The sequence below is a fragment of the Streptomyces sp. NPDC047014 genome (assembly GCF_040644195.1).
Taxonomy (GTDB): Bacteria; Actinomycetota; Actinomycetes; order Streptomycetales; family Streptomycetaceae; genus Streptomyces.
On the sequence record NZ_JBEYVX010000113.1, the window covers coordinates 1 to 16,378 of the forward strand.

At 74.4% G+C, this 16,378-nt stretch carries 13 protein-coding genes and 1 pseudogene; 5 read left to right on the forward strand and 9 right to left on the reverse strand.

Translation table 11 applies throughout. From position 1 onward, the window contains the following. Positions 1–831: 831 nt before the first annotated feature. Positions 832–2,154 carry a DUF5685 family protein gene (locus ABZ873_RS31380; RefSeq protein WP_360879288.1) on the reverse strand — a complete coding sequence of 441 codons (1,323 nt, stop codon included), beginning with the start codon at positions 2,152–2,154 and terminating at the stop codon, positions 832–834. 285 nt (positions 2,155–2,439) lie between these two features. Between ABZ873_RS31380 and sepF the strand changes: the two genes are divergently transcribed. Then, on the forward strand, positions 2,440–2,889 hold the full coding sequence (gene sepF, locus ABZ873_RS31385; protein WP_360879291.1) for a cell division protein SepF: 450 nt from the start codon (positions 2,440–2,442) through the stop codon (positions 2,887–2,889). A gap of 9 nt (positions 2,890–2,898) precedes the next feature. On the opposite strand, the gene ABZ873_RS31390 is transcribed toward sepF, so the two are convergent. Together ABZ873_RS31390 and ABZ873_RS31395 are read right to left on the reverse strand one after the other, a co-directional pair. Then, positions 2,899–4,068: an acyl-CoA dehydrogenase family protein gene (locus ABZ873_RS31390; RefSeq protein ID WP_360879294.1), complete on the reverse strand. Its 1,170-nt coding sequence runs from the start codon at positions 4,066–4,068 to the stop codon at positions 2,899–2,901. 61 nt (positions 4,069–4,129) lie between these two features. Continuing rightward, a complete protein-coding gene (locus ABZ873_RS31395; RefSeq protein WP_360879297.1) occupies positions 4,130–5,824 on the reverse strand; it encodes an MFS transporter in 1,695 nt (564 codons plus the stop codon). Positions 5,825–6,108: 284 nt separating this feature from the next. Here ABZ873_RS31395 and ABZ873_RS31400 point away from each other — a divergent pair, with 284 nt between their 5' ends. After that, positions 6,109–7,224 carry a hypothetical protein gene (locus ABZ873_RS31400; RefSeq protein ID WP_360879300.1) on the forward strand — a complete coding sequence of 372 codons (1,116 nt, stop codon included), beginning with the start codon at positions 6,109–6,111 and terminating at the stop codon, positions 7,222–7,224. Positions 7,225–7,461: 237 nt separating this feature from the next. Beyond that, positions 7,462–8,529 carry a phosphatase PAP2 family protein gene (locus tag ABZ873_RS31405; RefSeq protein WP_360879303.1) on the forward strand — a complete coding sequence of 356 codons (1,068 nt, stop codon included), beginning with the start codon at positions 7,462–7,464 and terminating at the stop codon, positions 8,527–8,529. 306 nt (positions 8,530–8,835) lie between these two features. Here the strand turns inward: ABZ873_RS31405 and ABZ873_RS31410 are convergent. Together ABZ873_RS31410 and ABZ873_RS31415 are read right to left on the reverse strand one after the other, a co-directional pair. Next, positions 8,836–9,789, reverse strand: a pseudogene (locus tag ABZ873_RS31410) (YafY family protein); the annotation flags it as partial. A 53-nt stretch (positions 9,790–9,842) separates the two neighbouring features. Next, positions 9,843–10,571, reverse strand: a complete 729-nt coding sequence (locus ABZ873_RS31415) for a transglycosylase family protein (protein WP_360879306.1) — start codon at positions 10,569–10,571, stop codon at positions 9,843–9,845. 296 nt (positions 10,572–10,867) lie between these two features. Between ABZ873_RS31415 and ABZ873_RS31420 the strand changes: the two genes are divergently transcribed. Both ABZ873_RS31420 and ABZ873_RS31425 read left to right on the forward strand, forming a co-directional pair. Further along, on the forward strand, positions 10,868–11,674 hold the full coding sequence (locus ABZ873_RS31420) for a hypothetical protein (RefSeq protein ID WP_360879309.1): 807 nt from the start codon (positions 10,868–10,870) through the stop codon (positions 11,672–11,674). 209 nt (positions 11,675–11,883) lie between these two features. Then, positions 11,884–12,306, forward strand: a complete 423-nt coding sequence (locus ABZ873_RS31425; protein WP_360879318.1) for a hypothetical protein — start codon at positions 11,884–11,886, stop codon at positions 12,304–12,306. Positions 12,307–12,321: 15 nt separating this feature from the next. On the opposite strand, the gene der is transcribed toward ABZ873_RS31425, so the two are convergent. From der to ABZ873_RS31445, 4 genes are all read right to left on the reverse strand, one after another. Further along, the gene (gene der, locus ABZ873_RS31430) at positions 12,322–13,782 is read right to left on the reverse strand and encodes a ribosome biogenesis GTPase Der (protein WP_360879312.1); all 1,461 of its coding nucleotides are present in this window, start codon (positions 13,780–13,782) and stop codon (positions 12,322–12,324) included. Positions 13,783–13,857: 75 nt separating this feature from the next. Further along, positions 13,858–14,445 (reverse strand): lysophospholipid acyltransferase family protein, encoded by a 588-nt coding sequence (locus ABZ873_RS31435; RefSeq protein WP_360879321.1) that lies wholly within the window; start codon positions 14,443–14,445, stop codon positions 13,858–13,860. A 56-nt stretch (positions 14,446–14,501) separates the two neighbouring features. Next, positions 14,502–15,242: a (d)CMP kinase gene (gene cmk, locus ABZ873_RS31440; RefSeq protein WP_360879315.1), complete on the reverse strand. Its 741-nt coding sequence runs from the start codon at positions 15,240–15,242 to the stop codon at positions 14,502–14,504. Between the two features lie 145 nt (positions 15,243–15,387). Continuing rightward, a complete protein-coding gene (locus tag ABZ873_RS31445; RefSeq protein WP_360879324.1) occupies positions 15,388–16,356 on the reverse strand; it encodes a prephenate dehydrogenase in 969 nt (322 codons plus the stop codon). Positions 16,357–16,378 lie beyond the last annotated feature (22 nt).

The following is a 16,378-nucleotide window of genomic DNA, read 5'->3' on the forward strand; positions in this document are numbered from 1 at the left end:
CCTCCCCCGCACGGGTAGGGCACGGTGCACCATGACGGGGCGGCCCGTACCGGCCGGGCCGCGGTGGGGGCGGCGAGCGCTGCGGCGGCGGCCAGGCCGGTGGCCACCGCGAGCAGCCTGTTACGGGTGGTGCGCTTGATCCTCACTTCTCGTCCTCCTGGAGAGGTTCGGGGGCCCGGCGGTCGTGGGGGTGCCTGGCCCGTGAGGCGCAGCCGGGGAGCACGGGGGGCGCAGAGCCTTTGGCCGTGTCCCTGACAAGCGCTGTCGGGAGTGTCCTGTGGTCGGATACCGGTCGCAAGAGCGTCTTTCAGCCTCTACGGACCCACGTGGGCCGCCCGGGGACGACCGCGAGCGCGCCCCCGGGCACGGCCGCGGCCCGCACCCGGCGCGCGGCCTATCGACCCCCCGGGACAAGGGACCGGCACGGGTACGGGAACCCGGCGGACGGGGAACGGGCGGGCGGCGCCCGTCACCGGGCACTCGGGGGCGGCCGGGCACGGCCCGTGCGCGACGGGCTCGGCGCGCGGGCGCGCGAAGGCGCCGGCGGCAGCGCCGCGCGGGGCGGCGGCGGCGCGCCGTCCGGCCGGAACGGCCGGAATTCGCCCTTCCGCACAGCCGGAGCCCCCACCGCGGGCACGGCGGCGGAAGCGGCCGCGCAGCACGGCGCAGCCCTGCGCCCGCACGGGTTCCGGCGGGGCGGGGGTGGGCGTGGGGTGCTCGGGGGCGGTGGGGGCCGTGGGGGCTGTGTGGCTCATTTCGTGGAGGTCTTCCACGTGCGTCCGGGCGGGAATCCCTCCCTACCCCGTCCGGCCGCCTGGAACTGACGTGGCCTCAGTCGCAGCAGCAGTTGCAGTCGCAGTCACAGCAGCCGCCACCACCGCCACCGCTGCCGCCACCCGAGCCTCCGGCCGGGGAGGAGTTCGGGCCGCAGCAGTTGCAGCACTCGCAGGCGTCGCACCACGGGTCCCGCTTCTTGCGCGACCACGGCCCCTCGTGCTCCGTGCAGCAGATCTGGCAGGTGCAGAAGAGGCCGATGGCCACCGCGCAGCCCGCCAGCAGCCCGCGGCGCGGCCGCTGCGGCTGGTGTCCGCCCCCGTGACCGAAGCCGCCCCCGAAGCCCCCGCCACCGCCACCGCCGTAGCCACCCGGACCGCCGCCCGGACCGCCGCCCGGGGTCTGCGGCCCGCCCGCGTACGGGTTCCCCGCGTGCGGACCCCCGCCGTACGGGTTCTCGCCGTACGGGCCGGGGCCGGGTCCCGGGCCCTGTCCCGCCGAAGCCGTCGCCGTGTGGCCGCACGTACCGGTGCCGAAGGCGCGGTCCACCGACGTGCGCAGCTCGTGCACGAGCAGCCGGTGCGCGAGCCCCGCGTCCGCGAACTCGGCCTCGCCCAGCGCCAGCCGGATCCCGTGCAGCGCGTCGTCGCAGAGCCTGCGGGCCTCCTCGCGCGAGGTGCCGGTGGCCGTCAGCGGGTTCCAGGCCCCCGCGGCCGCGTCGGCCGCCTGGTCCTCCACCGCGTCCAGCAGATGCGCGAGCCGGCCGAAGTACCGCCCGGCCTCCGCGAGGGGCGCGGCGTTGCCGGGCCGCCCGGCCAGCCGCGCGGTATGGGCGAAGGCGGCGGCCGTCGCGGTCTCCGTCGGCTCGGTCACCACCAGCACCGGCGTGCCGATCCCGGCCAGCGTCTCGATCCCCGCCTGCCGGTCCACCGCGTCCACGAGCACGGCGGTGTCGAAGCCGAGCGAGGCCCCGGTGCGCGCGCCGGCCCGGTCCCAGCCGCGGGCCACCGTGCGCGCGGCGAGGGCGATCGGGGCGCGGGCCAACAGCCCGTCCCGGTCCGCCACGTGGTCGCGGACCTTCGCGGAGGCCAGCACCAGCGAGACCGCCGCCGCGAGCCGGGCCCCCTCGCCCTGCGCGACCGCGGCCGTCCGCATGCCGCGCAGTGGACAGGGTCCGGCGGTGCGCCGGGCGCCGCTCACCGGACCCGACTGAGCCTCCGTCAGAACGGAGACCAGCAAACCGTCGTAGTTCGTGACGATCCGGGCGAACTGGCCGTGGTCCCCGCGAAGTGCCAGGCAGAGCCCGCACAGATGGGCCATCCACTCCGCCTTGAAACGCTCTCCCAGCCGGTGCGTGCAAGGTCTGACTATCCCGAACAAACCGGTTCCCCCGTGAGTCGTACGCGTGCTTGCCGGGCATCGTATCGACCCGTGCCCGTCACCCGTACGTCCCCGCCGCCCACCCGTACGGCGGCAGTGATCGTATTTTCACTCAGTCAGCAGCGGTAGCCACCAGGATCCTTGACCGTGCAACGGATGTTCTGCACCAGTACCGTCACGAAACCCGTGCGCGGCGACTATCCACTTGGCGCGTTGTCAGCATCATGGACGAGCATAGGGGCAGCGGAGAGAAGACAGAATGACCGCGGTGAAAGGAGGCAGTCCATGGGTTCGGTGCGCAAGGCGAGTGCCTGGCTGGGTCTCGTGGAGGACGGCGACGACGAGCGCTACTACGACGACGACTACGCGGAGGCCGGCCACGGATCGGTGTCCGGGCCCGGTGACCAGTGGGTGACCGACCCCCGGGTCAGGGTGGCCTCCGAGTCGGCGGTGGAGCACGGCCGCCGCATCGCGACGGTCACCCCGGACGGCTTCCGTGACGCGCGCGGCATCGGCGAGCTGTTCCGCGACGGCGTCCCGGTCATCGTCAACCTGTCGTCGATGGACCCGGGTGACGCCAAGCGCGTCGTCGACTTCGCGGCCGGCCTGACCTTCGGGCTGCGCGGTTCGATCGAGCGGGTGGCGACCAGAGTCTTCCTCCTGACCCCGGCCGACACCCAGATCGTCAGCGGCGAGGCGGGCGGCCGCGCCCGCGACTTCTTCAACCAGAGCTGAGCGGGGCCCTCACCGGAAAGCGTCCAGCCCGGTGAGCGCCTTGCCCAGCACCAGCTGGTGCATCTCGACGGTGCCCTCGTAGGTGAGCACCGATTCGAGGTTGGTGGCGTGGCGCATGACGGGATATTCCAGGGAGATCCCGTTCGCGCCGAGGACGGTCCGCGCGGTGCGGCAGATCTCGATGGCCTCGCGGACATTGTTGAGCTTGCCGAAGCTGATCTGCTCCGGCCGCAGGGTGCCCGCGTCCATCCGCCGGCCCAGGTGGTGGGCGAGCAGGATGCCCTTGTGCAGTTCGAGGGCCATGTCCGCGAGCTTGGCCTGGGTGAGCTGGAAGCCGCCGATCGGCTTGCCGAACTGCTCGCGCGTCCGGGCGTAGTCGAGCGCGGCCTCGAAACTGGCCCGCGCCGCGCCCATGGACCCCCAGATGATCCCGTACCGCGCGTGGCTGAGGCAGCCGAGCGGGCCCTTGAGGCCCGTGACCAGCGGCAGGACCGCGTCGGCCGGCAGCCGTACGTCGTCCATGACCAGCTCGCTGGTGACGCTCGCCCGCAGCGACCACTTGTGCTTGATCTCCGGCGCCGAGAAGCCGGGGGTGTCGGTGGGCACCGCGAAGCCGCGGATGCCGTCCTCGGTCTGCCCCCACACCACGGCCACCGAGGCCACGGAGCCATTGGTGATCCACATCTTGCGCCCGTTGAGCACCCAGTCGGTGCCGTCGCGCTTGGCGTGGGTCCGCATCGCCGCGGGGTCGGAGCCCACGTCGGGCTCGGTCAGCCCGAAGCAGCCGATCAGCTCGCCCGCGGCCATACCGGGCAGCCAGCGCTGCTTCTGCTCCTCGCTGCCGTACTTCCAGATCGCGTACATGGCCAGCGAGCCCTGTACGGAGACCAGCGAGCGGATCCCGGAGTCGGCGGCCTCCAGCTCCAGGCAGGCCAGGCCGTACTGCACGGCGCTGGCCCCGGCGCAGCCGTAGCCCTCCAGGGACATGCCGAGCGCGCCGATCGCCCCGAGCTCCCGCGCCAGCTCCCGGATCCCGGGCAGCTCGCCGCTCTCGTACCACTGGGCGACGTACGGCAGCACGCGGTCGGCGGCCCAGCCGCGGACGGTGTCGCGGACGGCGAGGTCCTCGGCCCCGAGGAGCTCGTCGAGCCCGAGCGGATCGGTGGGTACGAAGGACACGGGGCCTCCCGGCGGCCTGAGCAGGAACCTAGCGGCGCGAGTTTTATGCGCTCGTCCGACGCTATTGGCCCCGGCCCGGCAAATCCAGCCCCACTTCCCGGGCCGGGCCCCGCCCCGCCGCGGCCTGCGGCGCGCGGCCCCGGTCCTTCGGCCCCGGCTCGCCCTTCGCCTGCGCGGGCACCCGTACCGGTACGCCCGCCCCGCAGTCCATCGACCGCGGCAGCTTGAGCGCCATCACCGCGCCCGCGAACAGCAGGGCCGCGCTCACCAGCAGGGTCACATGCAGCCCGTGCACGAAGGAGTGCCGCGCGGCCGCGTACAGGGAGGCGCCCGCCGGGCCGCCGAGCCCCGCGGCGATCTGGTACGCCTCGCCCAGGGAGTTCGCCGCGCCCGCGGCCTCCGCCGCCGGGACGCCGGGGACGGAGGCGAGCCCCGGCCGGTACGCGGCGTTCATCACACTGCCCAGCAGTGCGATGCCGATGCCCGCGCCCAGCTGGTAGGAGGTCTCGCCGATGGAGGCGGCGCCGCCCGCCGTCTCGGCCGGAGCCTCGCTCAGCATCGACTCGTAGGCCGCGAACAGGGTGGTCTGGAGGCCGAAGCCGAGCAGGACGAAGCCCGCGGTCAGCAGCACCGGCCGGTCCTGCTGGCCCATCAGCGTCAGCAGCAGCACGGCGAGGCCCGTCACCACGAAGCCCAGCGAGACCATGGTGCGCGGCCCGATCCGGGCCAGGGTGTAGGAGCCGGTGGCGCCCGCGGCCATCGCGGCGAAGGTCAGCGGCAGCAGCCGCAGGCCGGTCTCCAGCGGGCTGAGGTGCAGCACCAGCTGGAGGTACTGGACGGCGATCAGCTCCAGGCCGACCAGGGCCAGCATCGCCAGCACGATGCAGGCGACCGAGGTGGAGAAGGCGGCGCGGGAGAACATCCGCATGTCGATCAGCGGGTGCTCGCGCCGCTTCTGCCGCCGGACGAACAGCACGAGCAGCGCCGCCCCGAGCAGCAGCGGCACCAGCGCCTGCGCGTCGAGGAGGTGGCGCTCGGCGCCGAGCCGCTTGATGCCGAGGACGGAACCGAGCACGCCCGCGGCGGCCATCAGCGCGCCGAGCACGTCCCACGGGCCGTCGGCGGAGCCGCGCGACTCCGGCAGCAGCCAGCGCCCGAGCGGCAGGATCAGCGCCATCAGCGGGATGTTGATCAGGAAGACGGAGCCCCACCAGAAGTGCTCGATGAGGAAGCCGCCGAGCACCGGGCCGCTGGCCGCGCCGATCGCGGCGACGGCGGTCCATATGCCGATGGCCAGCGCCCGCTCGCGCCGGTCGGGGAAGACCTGGCGCAGGATCGACAGGGTGGCGGGCATGATCATCGCGCCGCCGATGCCGAGCAGGGCGCGCGCGGCGATGAGCACCTGGGCGTTGTCGGCGAGGGCGGCCAGCGCGGAGGCCGCGCCGAAGAGCCCATAGCCCAGCAGCAGGATCCGGCGGCGGCCGACGCGGTCGCCGAGGGTGCCGAAGAGGATCAGCAGGGAGGCGCAGACCAGTGGGTAGGCGTCGACGACCCAGAGCAGTTCGACCGGCCCGGGGCGCAGGTCCTCGGTGACCGAGGGGACCGCGACGTGCAGGATCGTCGCGTCGAGCGCGACGAGGACCAGGCTGACGCAGAGCACCGCCAGGACGACCCAGCGGTTGGCACCGCCGGAGACCGCGCCCAGCCGCTGCCAGGGGGAAGGGGTCCCGGCCGCGGCCGCGTTCGTCCCCGCCATGCATGTACCTCCCAGGTGATCCCTCGCGCGCGGCGGACCAGCGTCGTGCGGAGCCGCGAGGTGTGGTGCGCTGGTGCGGCATCCCACGGGGTCCGGCATCGGCACGCGAGTGAACGGTCAGCGTACGCGAGTTCGTGTGCCCGACACGTGGCCAAGCTCTCATCCCGGAGAGGGCCCCCGTGTGGCGTGCGCCACTCCCCCGCGGCGCGACCCTCCCCCGCGTACACGTGCGGTCACGGACGGTGGTTCCAGGTCGGGATCCCCGCCGGACCCCACCGATAATCATGCCCGTGGAAGATCTTGGGATTCGCCGGGCCGCGCCCGCGCTGGCCGCCTTCGCCGGGGTCCGGCTGCTGGGCCTGACCGTGCTCGCCGTGTGGTGCGCGGTGGCCGGCAGCAGCCCGCACACGCTGCTGTCGGCCCGCTGGGACTCGCTCTGGTACGCCCGCATCGCCGCGGAGGGATACGGGTACGCGGTGCACCTCCCGAACGGGGACGTGCACTCGAACCTGGCGTTCTTCCCGCTGCTGCCCTGGCTGGAGCGCGGGGTGTCGGCGGTGAGCGGGCTGTCGTACGGCTCGGCGGGGCTGGTGGTGTCGGCGCTCGCGGGGCTCGCCGCGGCCTGGGGGATCTTCGCGGTGGCGGATCTGCTGCACGGCCGGCGGGCCGGGGTGTACGCGGTCGCGGTGTGGGCCGCGCTGCCGGTCGGGATCGTGCAGTCGATGGCGTACAGCGAGTCGCTGTTCACGGCGCTGGCCGCCTGGGCGCTGTACGGGGCCCTGCGCGGCCGGTGGCTGACCGCCGGGCTGCTGGCGGCCGGGGCCGGGCTGACCCGCCCGGTCGGCGCGGCGGTGGTGGCGGCGGTGTGGGTGGCCGCGGCCCTGGCGCTGCGGCGCGGGGAGCGCTCGTGGCGGATGGCCGCGGGCGCGCTGCTGGCTCCGGCGGGCGCGGCGGCGTACGTGCTGTGGGTGGGCGCCCGCACCGGGGGCGGCCTGCTCGGGTACCTGGAGGTGCAGGCCGGCTGGGGCAACGGCTTCGACGGCGGCTGGGCCTTCGCCCGCTTCGTCGGCGCGAAGCTGGCCTCCTCCGCCTTCCTCGCGGGGCTGGGCCTGGTGGCGGGGGTGGCGCTGGTGCTGTGGCTGTACGCGGCGTGCCTGCGGCAGCGGCAGCCCGCGCCGCTGCTGGTGTACTGCGGGATCGTCGTGGCGCTGGCGCTGTGCGCCTCGGGGTACTTCGGGTCCAAGCCGCGGCTGCTGCTGCCGGCCTTCCCGCTGATGCTGGTGCCGGCGGTGGCGCTGGCCCGGTGGCGGACCCGGCGGGCGGTCCTGGTGGTGGGGGCGGCCGCGCTGGCCTCGGCGGTGTACGGGGCGTTCTGGCTGAACGGCTCGGGGCCGCCGTAGCCTCGCCGCCCCGCGCGCCGGATGTTTCCCGGTTTTCCCGGGCATTGGAATCCACCTGCGCCAATAAAGCGGGAATAAGAGACCGGAGGCTTTTCCGGACGCCGTATCAGGAAGCATCCAACCCCACCCGGAATAGCCCTGATTAAGCTCCGCGTGAGACCAACTCCACATCACATGGTCATCACAAAGCCAGCGATTCGCCCGGGCCGCCCAGCGCCGGACGGTAACGTCGATTGAGTGCGTACCGATCAAATCCTGACCCGTCTGGAGCGGGTCTTCGCCCGGCTGGACCGGGAACCGGAGCGACCGGCTCATCTGCAGACCCCGCAGATGAGCCGGCACCGCGTCGTGCTCCTGGGGTCGACCCTCGCGTTCTACCTGGCCATCGTGGTGGCCGTACTGACCACGTCCTGGCTGGTCCGCCTGGACTGGCAGATCATGTTCTTCCGCCCGTACGAGCAGTGGCCGCAGCTGCACGCCTTCCTCGACTACCTGGTCGTCCTCGGCCAGCGCGGGCCCACCGCGGTCATGGTCGCGGCCTGGCTGGGCTGGCGCTCCTGGCGGCAGCACACCCTGCGCCCGCTGATCACCCTGGGCGTGGCGCTGCTGCTGCTCAATGTCACGGTCGGCTCGGTGAAGCTGGGCCTGGGGCGGCTCGGCCCGCACTACGCGACGGAGATCGGCTCGGCCGAACTCTTCGCGGGCGGCGATATATTCCCTTCCGGCCACACCGCCAACGCCGTCGTGACCTGGGGAATCCTGGCCTATCTGGCCTCCACCGTGGTCACCCGGCGGGTGCTGTCCGTGGTGTCCGCCGTCGTCTCGCTGAGCGTCGGCGCCACCACCGTGTACCTCGGCACGCACTGGGTGAGCGACGTCCTGCTGGGCTGGTCCGCGGGGCTGCTGATCCTGCTGGCGCTCCCCTGGTTCGAACCGCTCATCGCGCGCACCGAGGCGTACGTCTTCGACGTGCGCGAGGCCCTGCGCCGCCGCGCCGAGACCGGGCGGATGCCCGCGCCGGTGGTCTCCGCGCTCACCCCGCTGCTGTCCGCGGGCGGCAAATGGCAGTTGAGGCCCGTCACGGAACCCGCGGAGGAGCCGGCCGCCGCCCCGGCGGCCACCCTCGTGGCGACCATCGGCGGGCACTCCCCGGCGCCCCGGAGCGCCGTGCACCCGGCCGCCGGGCGGCAGCACGTGATCCGCTCCGAGCGGACGCCCGTGACCCCGGCCGGCAGCCGCCGCCCGGCGCACACGGAGCGCTCCTCCAGCCGCGGCACGGCGGCCCGCCCGGTCGCCGGCGGCTGAGGCGGGGCCGCGGGGCGGTACGCACCACACCCCCGCGGAAGGAAGGCGGGCCGGGTCGAGGACCCGGCCCGCCTTCGTCGTCCGTCAGCGCCACGCCCGGACGTTCGTCCGTCCCGGGTCACGCTTGTGTCACAGAATATCTACAGCCGCCAATTGTTTTGCGGCCGGCGACACGCCCGGCTCACGGGCGGATTGGAATTCCCCCGGAGAACGGCCCGGCAGGCGCCGGGGATTTCCCCGGACCCGCTGGACCGGACCAACCGGATCCCCCTCGGTCCGCTACATTTCCTTCACTTCTCCGGCGTCCACGGCCCGCCCCAGGAGATCTCGCGCGGCCCGGATCCGGTCGGTCAGCTCGGGCGGTTCCAGGACTTCGAACTCACAGCCGAGCAGCATGATGTGAATCAGCAGGACGTCCAGGTTCGCGGCCCCCGTGCGCAGCAGGCAGCTCCGCTCGTCGACCGGTTCCAGGGTGCCGTCGCTCGGGCCGACGACCTGCGCCGCCTCCCGCGCCGGGATCCGCAGCCGCACCAGCGCGCGGGCCGCGTAGACCCGTTGCGAGACCCCGGCGGAGACGTACGCGGCCAGGTCCTCGGCGGGCGGCGGGCGCGGGTCGAACCGGGGGCCGTGGGGCGGCCGGGGCTCGATCCGGTCGACGCGGAAGGTCCGCCAGCCGTCCCGGTCCAGGTCCCAGGCCACGAGGTACCAGAGCTGCTCCGTGCACACCAGCCGGTGCGGCTCGACGGTGCGGCGGGTGGCGTTGCCCTCGTGGTCCCGGTACCCGAACCGCAGCCGCTCGGCGTCCCGGCAGACCGCGGCCAGCTCGCTCAGCACGGAGGCGTCCACCGCGGACCGCTGGGGCCGGCGCAGCATCGGCACGGTGAACTCGTTGAGCGCGGAGATCCGGCGGCGCAGCCGCGCGGGCAGGACCTGCTCCAGCTTGGCGAGGGCCCGTACGGACGCCTCCCCGATGCCCTCGACGCCGTTCCCGGCGGCCGTGCGCAGCCCGACGGCGACGGCCACGGCCTCGTCGTCGTCCAGCAGCAGCGGCGGCAACTCGGCCCCGGCCCCGAGCTGGTAGCCGCCGCCGGTGCCGGGGCTGGCGTTCACCGGGTAGCCCAGCTCGCGCAGCCGGTCCACGTCGCGCCGCACCGTCCGCACGGTGACCCCGAGCCGTTCGGCGAGATCGCGGCCGGCCCACTCGCGCCGGATCTGGAGCAGGGAGAGCAGACGCAGCAGCCGCGCGGAGGTGTCGAGCATGCGCCGAGTCTGCCAGGGCGCCCACCGCCAACCGCACGGCGGGGGAACGGAGTTCAGCGAGGCGCCCCCGGGACGACGCCACCGGGCGCGGGCGCCGGCTTCGGCGCGGGGGCCGGCTTCGGCGCGGGGGCCGGCTTCGGCGTGGGCGCCGGCTTCGGCGCGGGCGCCGCCGCCGGCTCCCGCCCCGGGTCCGGGAGGAGGAGCAGGGCGCCCACCGTGAGGCGGGCCGGCTCCGGGCCGACCGCCTCCCGGTTGGCCTCGTACAGCGCCCGCCAGCCGCCCCGTACCCCGCGCAGGCGGGCGATCGTCACCAGGGTGTCCCCGGCCCGGACGGTGTGCATCCGCCCGGCCAGCCCGTACCGCTTCGAGCAGACCGGCCAGGCGTTCCAGCCCTGCGCGGCGAGCACGTCCTCGGCGACGCGGATCTGCTGGGCGCGGCTCGCCAGGTCGGCGCGGGGCGCGAAGGCCAGGCCGTCGTGGTCCTCCCAGGTCGGCTGCCGGAACTGCAGGCCCCCGTAGAAGCCGTTGCCGGTGTTGATGGCCCAGCGCCCGCCGCTCTCGCAGTCGGCCACGCAGTCCCAGGGCCACTGCCCGCCCGGCCCGCAGTCCCCCGGCCCGGTCCCGATCACCCCGGGCGACCCGGGGTGCGCGGCCCCCGCCGGTCCGGGCGCGGGCGGCGGCGGGGCCGCCTCCGCCCGGCCTCCCGGGGGTACGAGGACCAGCGCGGCGGCGGCGACAGCGGCGACGGCCCCGGCCGCCCGGGGGATCCGGAGGTTCGGCACCGGGCCACGCTAGAGGGGCGCGGGCCGGCCACCGCCGCCCGCCACGCGGCGTACCGGCGGAGCCCACCCGGTCGGCCGACCGCCCGCACCCACCGGAACGTGCACATCCGGCCACCAACTGCGCACATCCAGGTGCCAGTTGGCACACATCCGAAACCCGGGGCACCCGGTTCACCCTTCCGGGCGGCCGGTTCGAATCCGTTCCCTCAAATGGCGTGACCCCGGCCACCGCTGTCCCGTTGAGCCCGGCGAGCCGGGAGCCTCCCGGACCCGCACCTATGCCGAGGAGTCACCCCGTGCCGCGCATGCTCGACGTCAGTGATGAGGTACGTGCCGAGATCGGTGACGAAGAAGCCGACAGGCTGCTCGTCGGCGACGACGCGCCGCGCAGTTACGACTGCACCTCCTGCCGTACCCCCGGCGACCCCGAGAACGAGCGCACCAGCACGGTGCTGTTCGTCGGCGAGGAGACCGCCGTCCTCGCCTTCGCCCACGCCGCCTGCATCCCCTCCCAGGTCGTCTCCGTCTCCGAGGAGCAGCTCCAGGGCGCCGTCCGCAGCATCACCGGCGACAGCCCGGCCGGCCCCGAGGGCGCGGCCGCCCCGCAGAACGTGTCCGGCGGCCAGGCGGTGCTCGGTATCACCAGCGGGCTGGTCCTGATCGGCGGCGAGCTGCACCCGGCCCTGGTCGTCGAGCCGACCGCGCCCATCGCCCGCCCCGGCAGCGACGGCCCCGGCGACGACTTCCTGCCGCTGCTGATCGAGCAGGGCTTCATCCCGGTCACCGACACCGCCGAGCTGCCCGCCCCGCTGGGCGGCTGGTCGGTGCTGCTGGCCGCCGGCCAGCTGCACGCCGTACTCCAGCCGGGTACCGAGGGCAGCGGCCCGGTCGCCTGGTGGCAGGCGCACCAGGCGCTGTCGGTCACCGACGGCTGGCGGGCCGCCGTCAACAAGACCCAGCGGGTCCTGGTCTACGCCGCCCCGGTGGGCTCCATCGGCCAGCAGCCCCGCGAGGACCTGCTGCGGGACGCGCTGGACAAGGCCGCCGCCGCGGGCAAGCTCGTCGCCGCCGCGATGCCGCTGGCGGGTACGCCCGGCGCCTGATCCCCGCGGTACCGAAAGCGGCCGCCCGGCCCCCTGCCACGGGGGCCGGGCGGCGTGCGCCGGGGGTGTGCGGTCCGTCCCGCGCATCCCCGGCGATCTGAGTTTCCCGGCCCGTCACCCCGCATCCGCAGAGCGCCGGTTTCGTTGGCTGATACGTGCACCCATACGACTCCTCCCGCGCCCCGTCCTATCCGAGCGCCGTGCCCGCCATGCGCCCCGTGCGCGACCGGGCCGACAGCTCGCCGGCCGTCCCGGCCGTCTCGCACACCCCGATCTACGACGCGCTGTACTCGGAGTACCTGCGCGCCTTCCGGGCCCTGCCGGGCGACCGTACGGGCGAGGAGGACCTCGGGTTCACGGCCTTCTCGTACGGCGGTGGCTACACCGTCGGCTCGTACGGCGGCGCCTGGAGCGGTTCCGCCTGGCAGCGGACCGACTGGCAGCCCCCCTACATCCCGCAGGCCCAGAGCCACGGCCAGACCCCGGGCCAGAGCCCGGCGCAGGCCCCGTCCCCCGCGCAGCCCGCGTACTCGTACGCCGGCGGGTCCGGATACGGCGGCGGGCGGCAGCACCAGACCGGGATGACCACCGTCCCGGCGGCGCTGCCGCCCGCTCCGCGCCGGGGCTACTGACCCCGGCCCCGCCCGCTACTTCTTCTTGTACTGGGCGCCGCGCTTCTCGCGCACCCGCACCGAGATGTGGATCGGGGTGCCCTCGAAGCCGAACTCCTCGCGCAGCCGGCGCTCGATGAAGCGCCGGTAGCCGTGCTCCAGGAAGCCGGAGGCGAAGAGGACGAAGCGCGGCGGCTTGCTGCCGGCCTGGGTACCGAAGAGGATGCGGGGCTGCTTGCCGCCGCGGATCGGGTGCGGGTGGGCGGCGACGACCTCACCGAGGAAGGCGTTCAGCCGGCCGGTGGGGACGCGCGTCTCCCAGCCCGCGAGGGCGGTCTCGATCGCCGGGACCAGCTTCTCCATGTGGCGGCCGGTGAGCGCCGAGACGTTCACCCGGGGCGCCCACGAGACCTGCTGCATCTCGGTCTCGATCTCGCGTTCGAGGTAGTAGCGGCGCTCCTCGTCCAGCTCGTCCCACTTGTTGTAGGCGATCACGATGGCGCGGCCCGCGTCGACGGCCATGGTGATGATGCGCTGGTCCTGGACGCTGATGGTCTCGGTGGTGTCGATCAGGATGACCGCCACCTCCGCCTTCTCCACGGCCGCGGCGGTGCGCAGGGAGGCGTAGTAGTCGGCGCCCTGCTGGAGGTGGACCTTCTTGCGGATACCGGCGGTGTCGACGAACTTCCAGGTGACGCCGCCGAGCTCGATCAGCTCGTCGACCGGGTCGCGGGTGGTGCCGGCCAGCGGGTTGACGACGACGCGGTCCTCCTTCGCCACCTTGTTCAGCAGCGAGGACTTGCCGACGTTGGGGCGGCCGATCAGCGCGATGCGGCGCGGGCCGCCGGGGGCGGCGCCGCCGAAGGTCTGCTCGGGGGCCTCCGGCAGGACCTCCAGGACGGCGTCGAGCATGTCGCCGGTGCCGCGGCCGTGCAGGGAGGAGACCGGGTAGGGCATGCCGAGGCCCAGCGCCCACAGGTAGGCCGCGTCGGACTCGCCGCTCTGGCCGTCGACCTTGTTGGCGCACAGCACGACGGGCTTGCCGGCCCGGCGCAGCAGCTTGACGACGGCCTCGTCGCTGTCGGTGGCGCCGACCTTGGCGTCCACGACGAAGACGACCGCGTCGGCGGTCTCGATGGCGTACTCGGCCTGGGCGGCGACGGCGGCGTCGATGCCGAGGACGTCCTGCTCCCAGCCGCCGGTGTCGACGACCTTGAAGCGGCGGCCGGCCCACTCGGCCTCGTAGGTGACGCGGTCGCGGGTGACGCCGGGCTTGTCCTCGACGACGGCCTCGCGGCGGCCGATGATGCGGTTCACCAGGGTCGACTTGCCCACGTTGGGGCGGCCGACGACGGCGAGGACGGGCAGCGGGCCGTGGCCCGCCTCTTCGATGGCACCTTCGACATCCTCGATGTCGAAGCCCTCTTCCGCGGCGAGCTCCATGAACTCCGCGTACTCGGCGTCGCCAAGTGCTCCGTGGTCGTGCTGGTCGTTCATGAAGTCCGTTCCTCGTCGTTCGTGGTGATCGGTGGTGCCCGCGCAGCGCGGTCCCACTACTGGGTCAAGTCTCGCTCAGCGCCCGGTGAGGCGCTTGGCGTCGGCCAGGTGGGCGGTCAGCCGGTCCTGGATGCGTACGGTGGCCTCGTCCAGCGCGGTGCGGGTGCGGCGGCCACTGCCGTCCCCGGGGTCGAAGGCGGATCCGAAGACGACGTCGACCCGGCTCTTGAAGGGCGGCAGCCCCGGTATGAGCCTGCCGCGGCCCTCCCCGCTGCCGAGGACGGCGACGGGGACGACGGGGGCGCCGCTGCGGACCGCGAAGTAGGCGAGGCCCGCGCGCAGCGAGGTGAAGTCGCCCTCGCCGCGGGTGCCCTCGGGGAAGATCCCGAGGGCGCCGCCCCGGTCGAGCACGGACAGGGCGCGGCCTATGGCCGCGCGGTCGGTGCCGGTGCGGTCGACCTTGACCTGCCCGATGCCGTCGAGGAAGGGGCCGAGCGGGCCGACGTACGCCTCCTTCTTGATCAGGAAGTGCAGGGGGCGCGGCGCGGTGCCCATGACCATGGGGCCGTCGATGTTGTGCGTGTGGTTCACGGCGAGGATGACGGGGCCCGAGGCGGGTACCTTCCAGGCGCCCAGGACGCGCGGCTTCCACAGCCCGTACATGAGGCCGATGCCGATGCGCCTGCCGACCGCCGCACCCCTGAGGGAGGGGGCTTCGCTCACGTGCCGTCCGCCCGCCGCTCCGGGTCCGTGTCCGCGCCGGCGTTCTGGCGGTCCACGACGAGGGTCACGACGCACTCGATCACCTGGTCGAGCGTGAGCTCGGTGGTGTCCACCTCGACGGCGTCCCCGGCCTTGGCCAGCGGGGAGGTCTTGCGGCCGGAGTCGGCGGCGTCCCGCTTGATCAGCGCTTCCCTGGTGGCCGCGAGGTCGGCGGCCTCCTTGCCGCGCAGCTCCCCGCTGCGCCGGGCGGCGCGCGCCTCGGCGGAGGCGGTCAGGAAGACCTTGAGGTCGGCGTCGGGCAGGACGGTGGTGCCGATGTCCCGGCCCTCGACGACGATGCCCACGGCCGCGTCCGCCGCCTCGGCGGCGATGGAGCGCTGGAGCTCGGTGATGAGGGTGCGCACCTCGGGGACGGCGCTGACGGCGCTGACCCTGGAGGTGACCTCCTGGGTGCGGATGGGGCCGGAGGCGTCCAGGCCGTCCACGGTGATGGTGGGCGCGGCCGGGTCGGTGCCGGAGACGATCGCGGGCTTCCCGGCGGCCAGGGCGATGGCCTGCGGGTCCTCGGTGTCGATGCCGTTGGTGATCATCCACCAGGTGATGGCCCGGTACTGGGCACCGGTGTCCAGGTAGCGCAGCCCGAGCTTGGCGGCCACGGCCTTGGAGGTGCTGGACTTGCCCGTGCCGGAGGGACCGTCGATGGCGACGATCACGGCGGACGGAGCTGCGGTTTCCACGGTGCGGGCACCTTCCTGGTTGCGCGTACGTGTCCGGGCGCGGCAAAGCGCCCCTCTCCAAGGTTACCGGGCCCGGACACCCCCCGGTTCCGCACGTACGTTCTGGCCGCCCGCGCGGCCGTCCGCCCGGCGCGGGCGGCGGTTCTCACTGCTTGCGCAGCGCCCAGCCCCGCTCGCGCAGCTCGGCGGTGAGGCCCGCCACCGCCCGCGGTTCGACCATGAGCTGGACGAGGCCGGCCTGCTGGCCCGTCGCGTGCTCGATGCGGACGTCCTCGATGTTGACCCCGGCCCGGCCCGCGTCGGCGAAGATCCGCGCCAGCTCGCCCGGCTGGTCGCTGATGAGCACCGCGACCGTCTCGTAGGCCGCAGGGGCCGCGCCGTGCTTGCCGGGGACCCGGACCCGGCCCGCGTTGCCGCGCCGCAGCACGTCCTCGATGCCCGCGGCGCCGCCGCGGCGCTTCTCCACGTCGGCGGACTGGAGGCCGCGCAGAGCCTCCACGGTCTCCTCCAGGTCGGCGGCGATCCCGGCGAGGACGTCGGCCACCGGCCCCGGGTTGGCCGACAGGATCTCCACCCACATCCGGGGGTCGGAGGCCGCGATCCGGGTCACGTCGCGGATGCCCTGCCCGCACAGCCGCACGGCGGTCTCGTCGGCCTCCTCCAGGCGGGCGGCGACCATGCTGGAGACGAGCTGCGGGGTGTGCGAGACCAGGGCCACCGCCCGGTCGTGGGCGTCGGCGTCCATGACCACGGGGACGGCCCGGCACAGCGCGACCAGTTCGAGGGCGAGGTTCAGCACCTCGTGGCCGGTCTCTCGGGTGGGGGTGAGCACCCAGGGGCGGCCCTCGAAGAGGTCGGCGGTGGCGGCGAGCGGCCCGGACTGCTCCTTGCCCGCCATGGGGTGCGTACCGATGTAGGCGGCGGTGTCGACGCCGAGCGCGGCCAGTTCCCGGCGCGGCCCGCCCTTGACGCTGGCGACGTCCACGTACGCGCGCGCCGCGCCGCGCCCGATGGCGTCGGCCAGGGTGGCGGCGACGTGGGCGGGAGACGAACGGCACACCGGTACGTGCGTAGGCGCAGGCGCGGGGGCAAGTACGTGCCCTGGTGCGGGCAGCGGAGCGGGCCCGGGCGCGGAG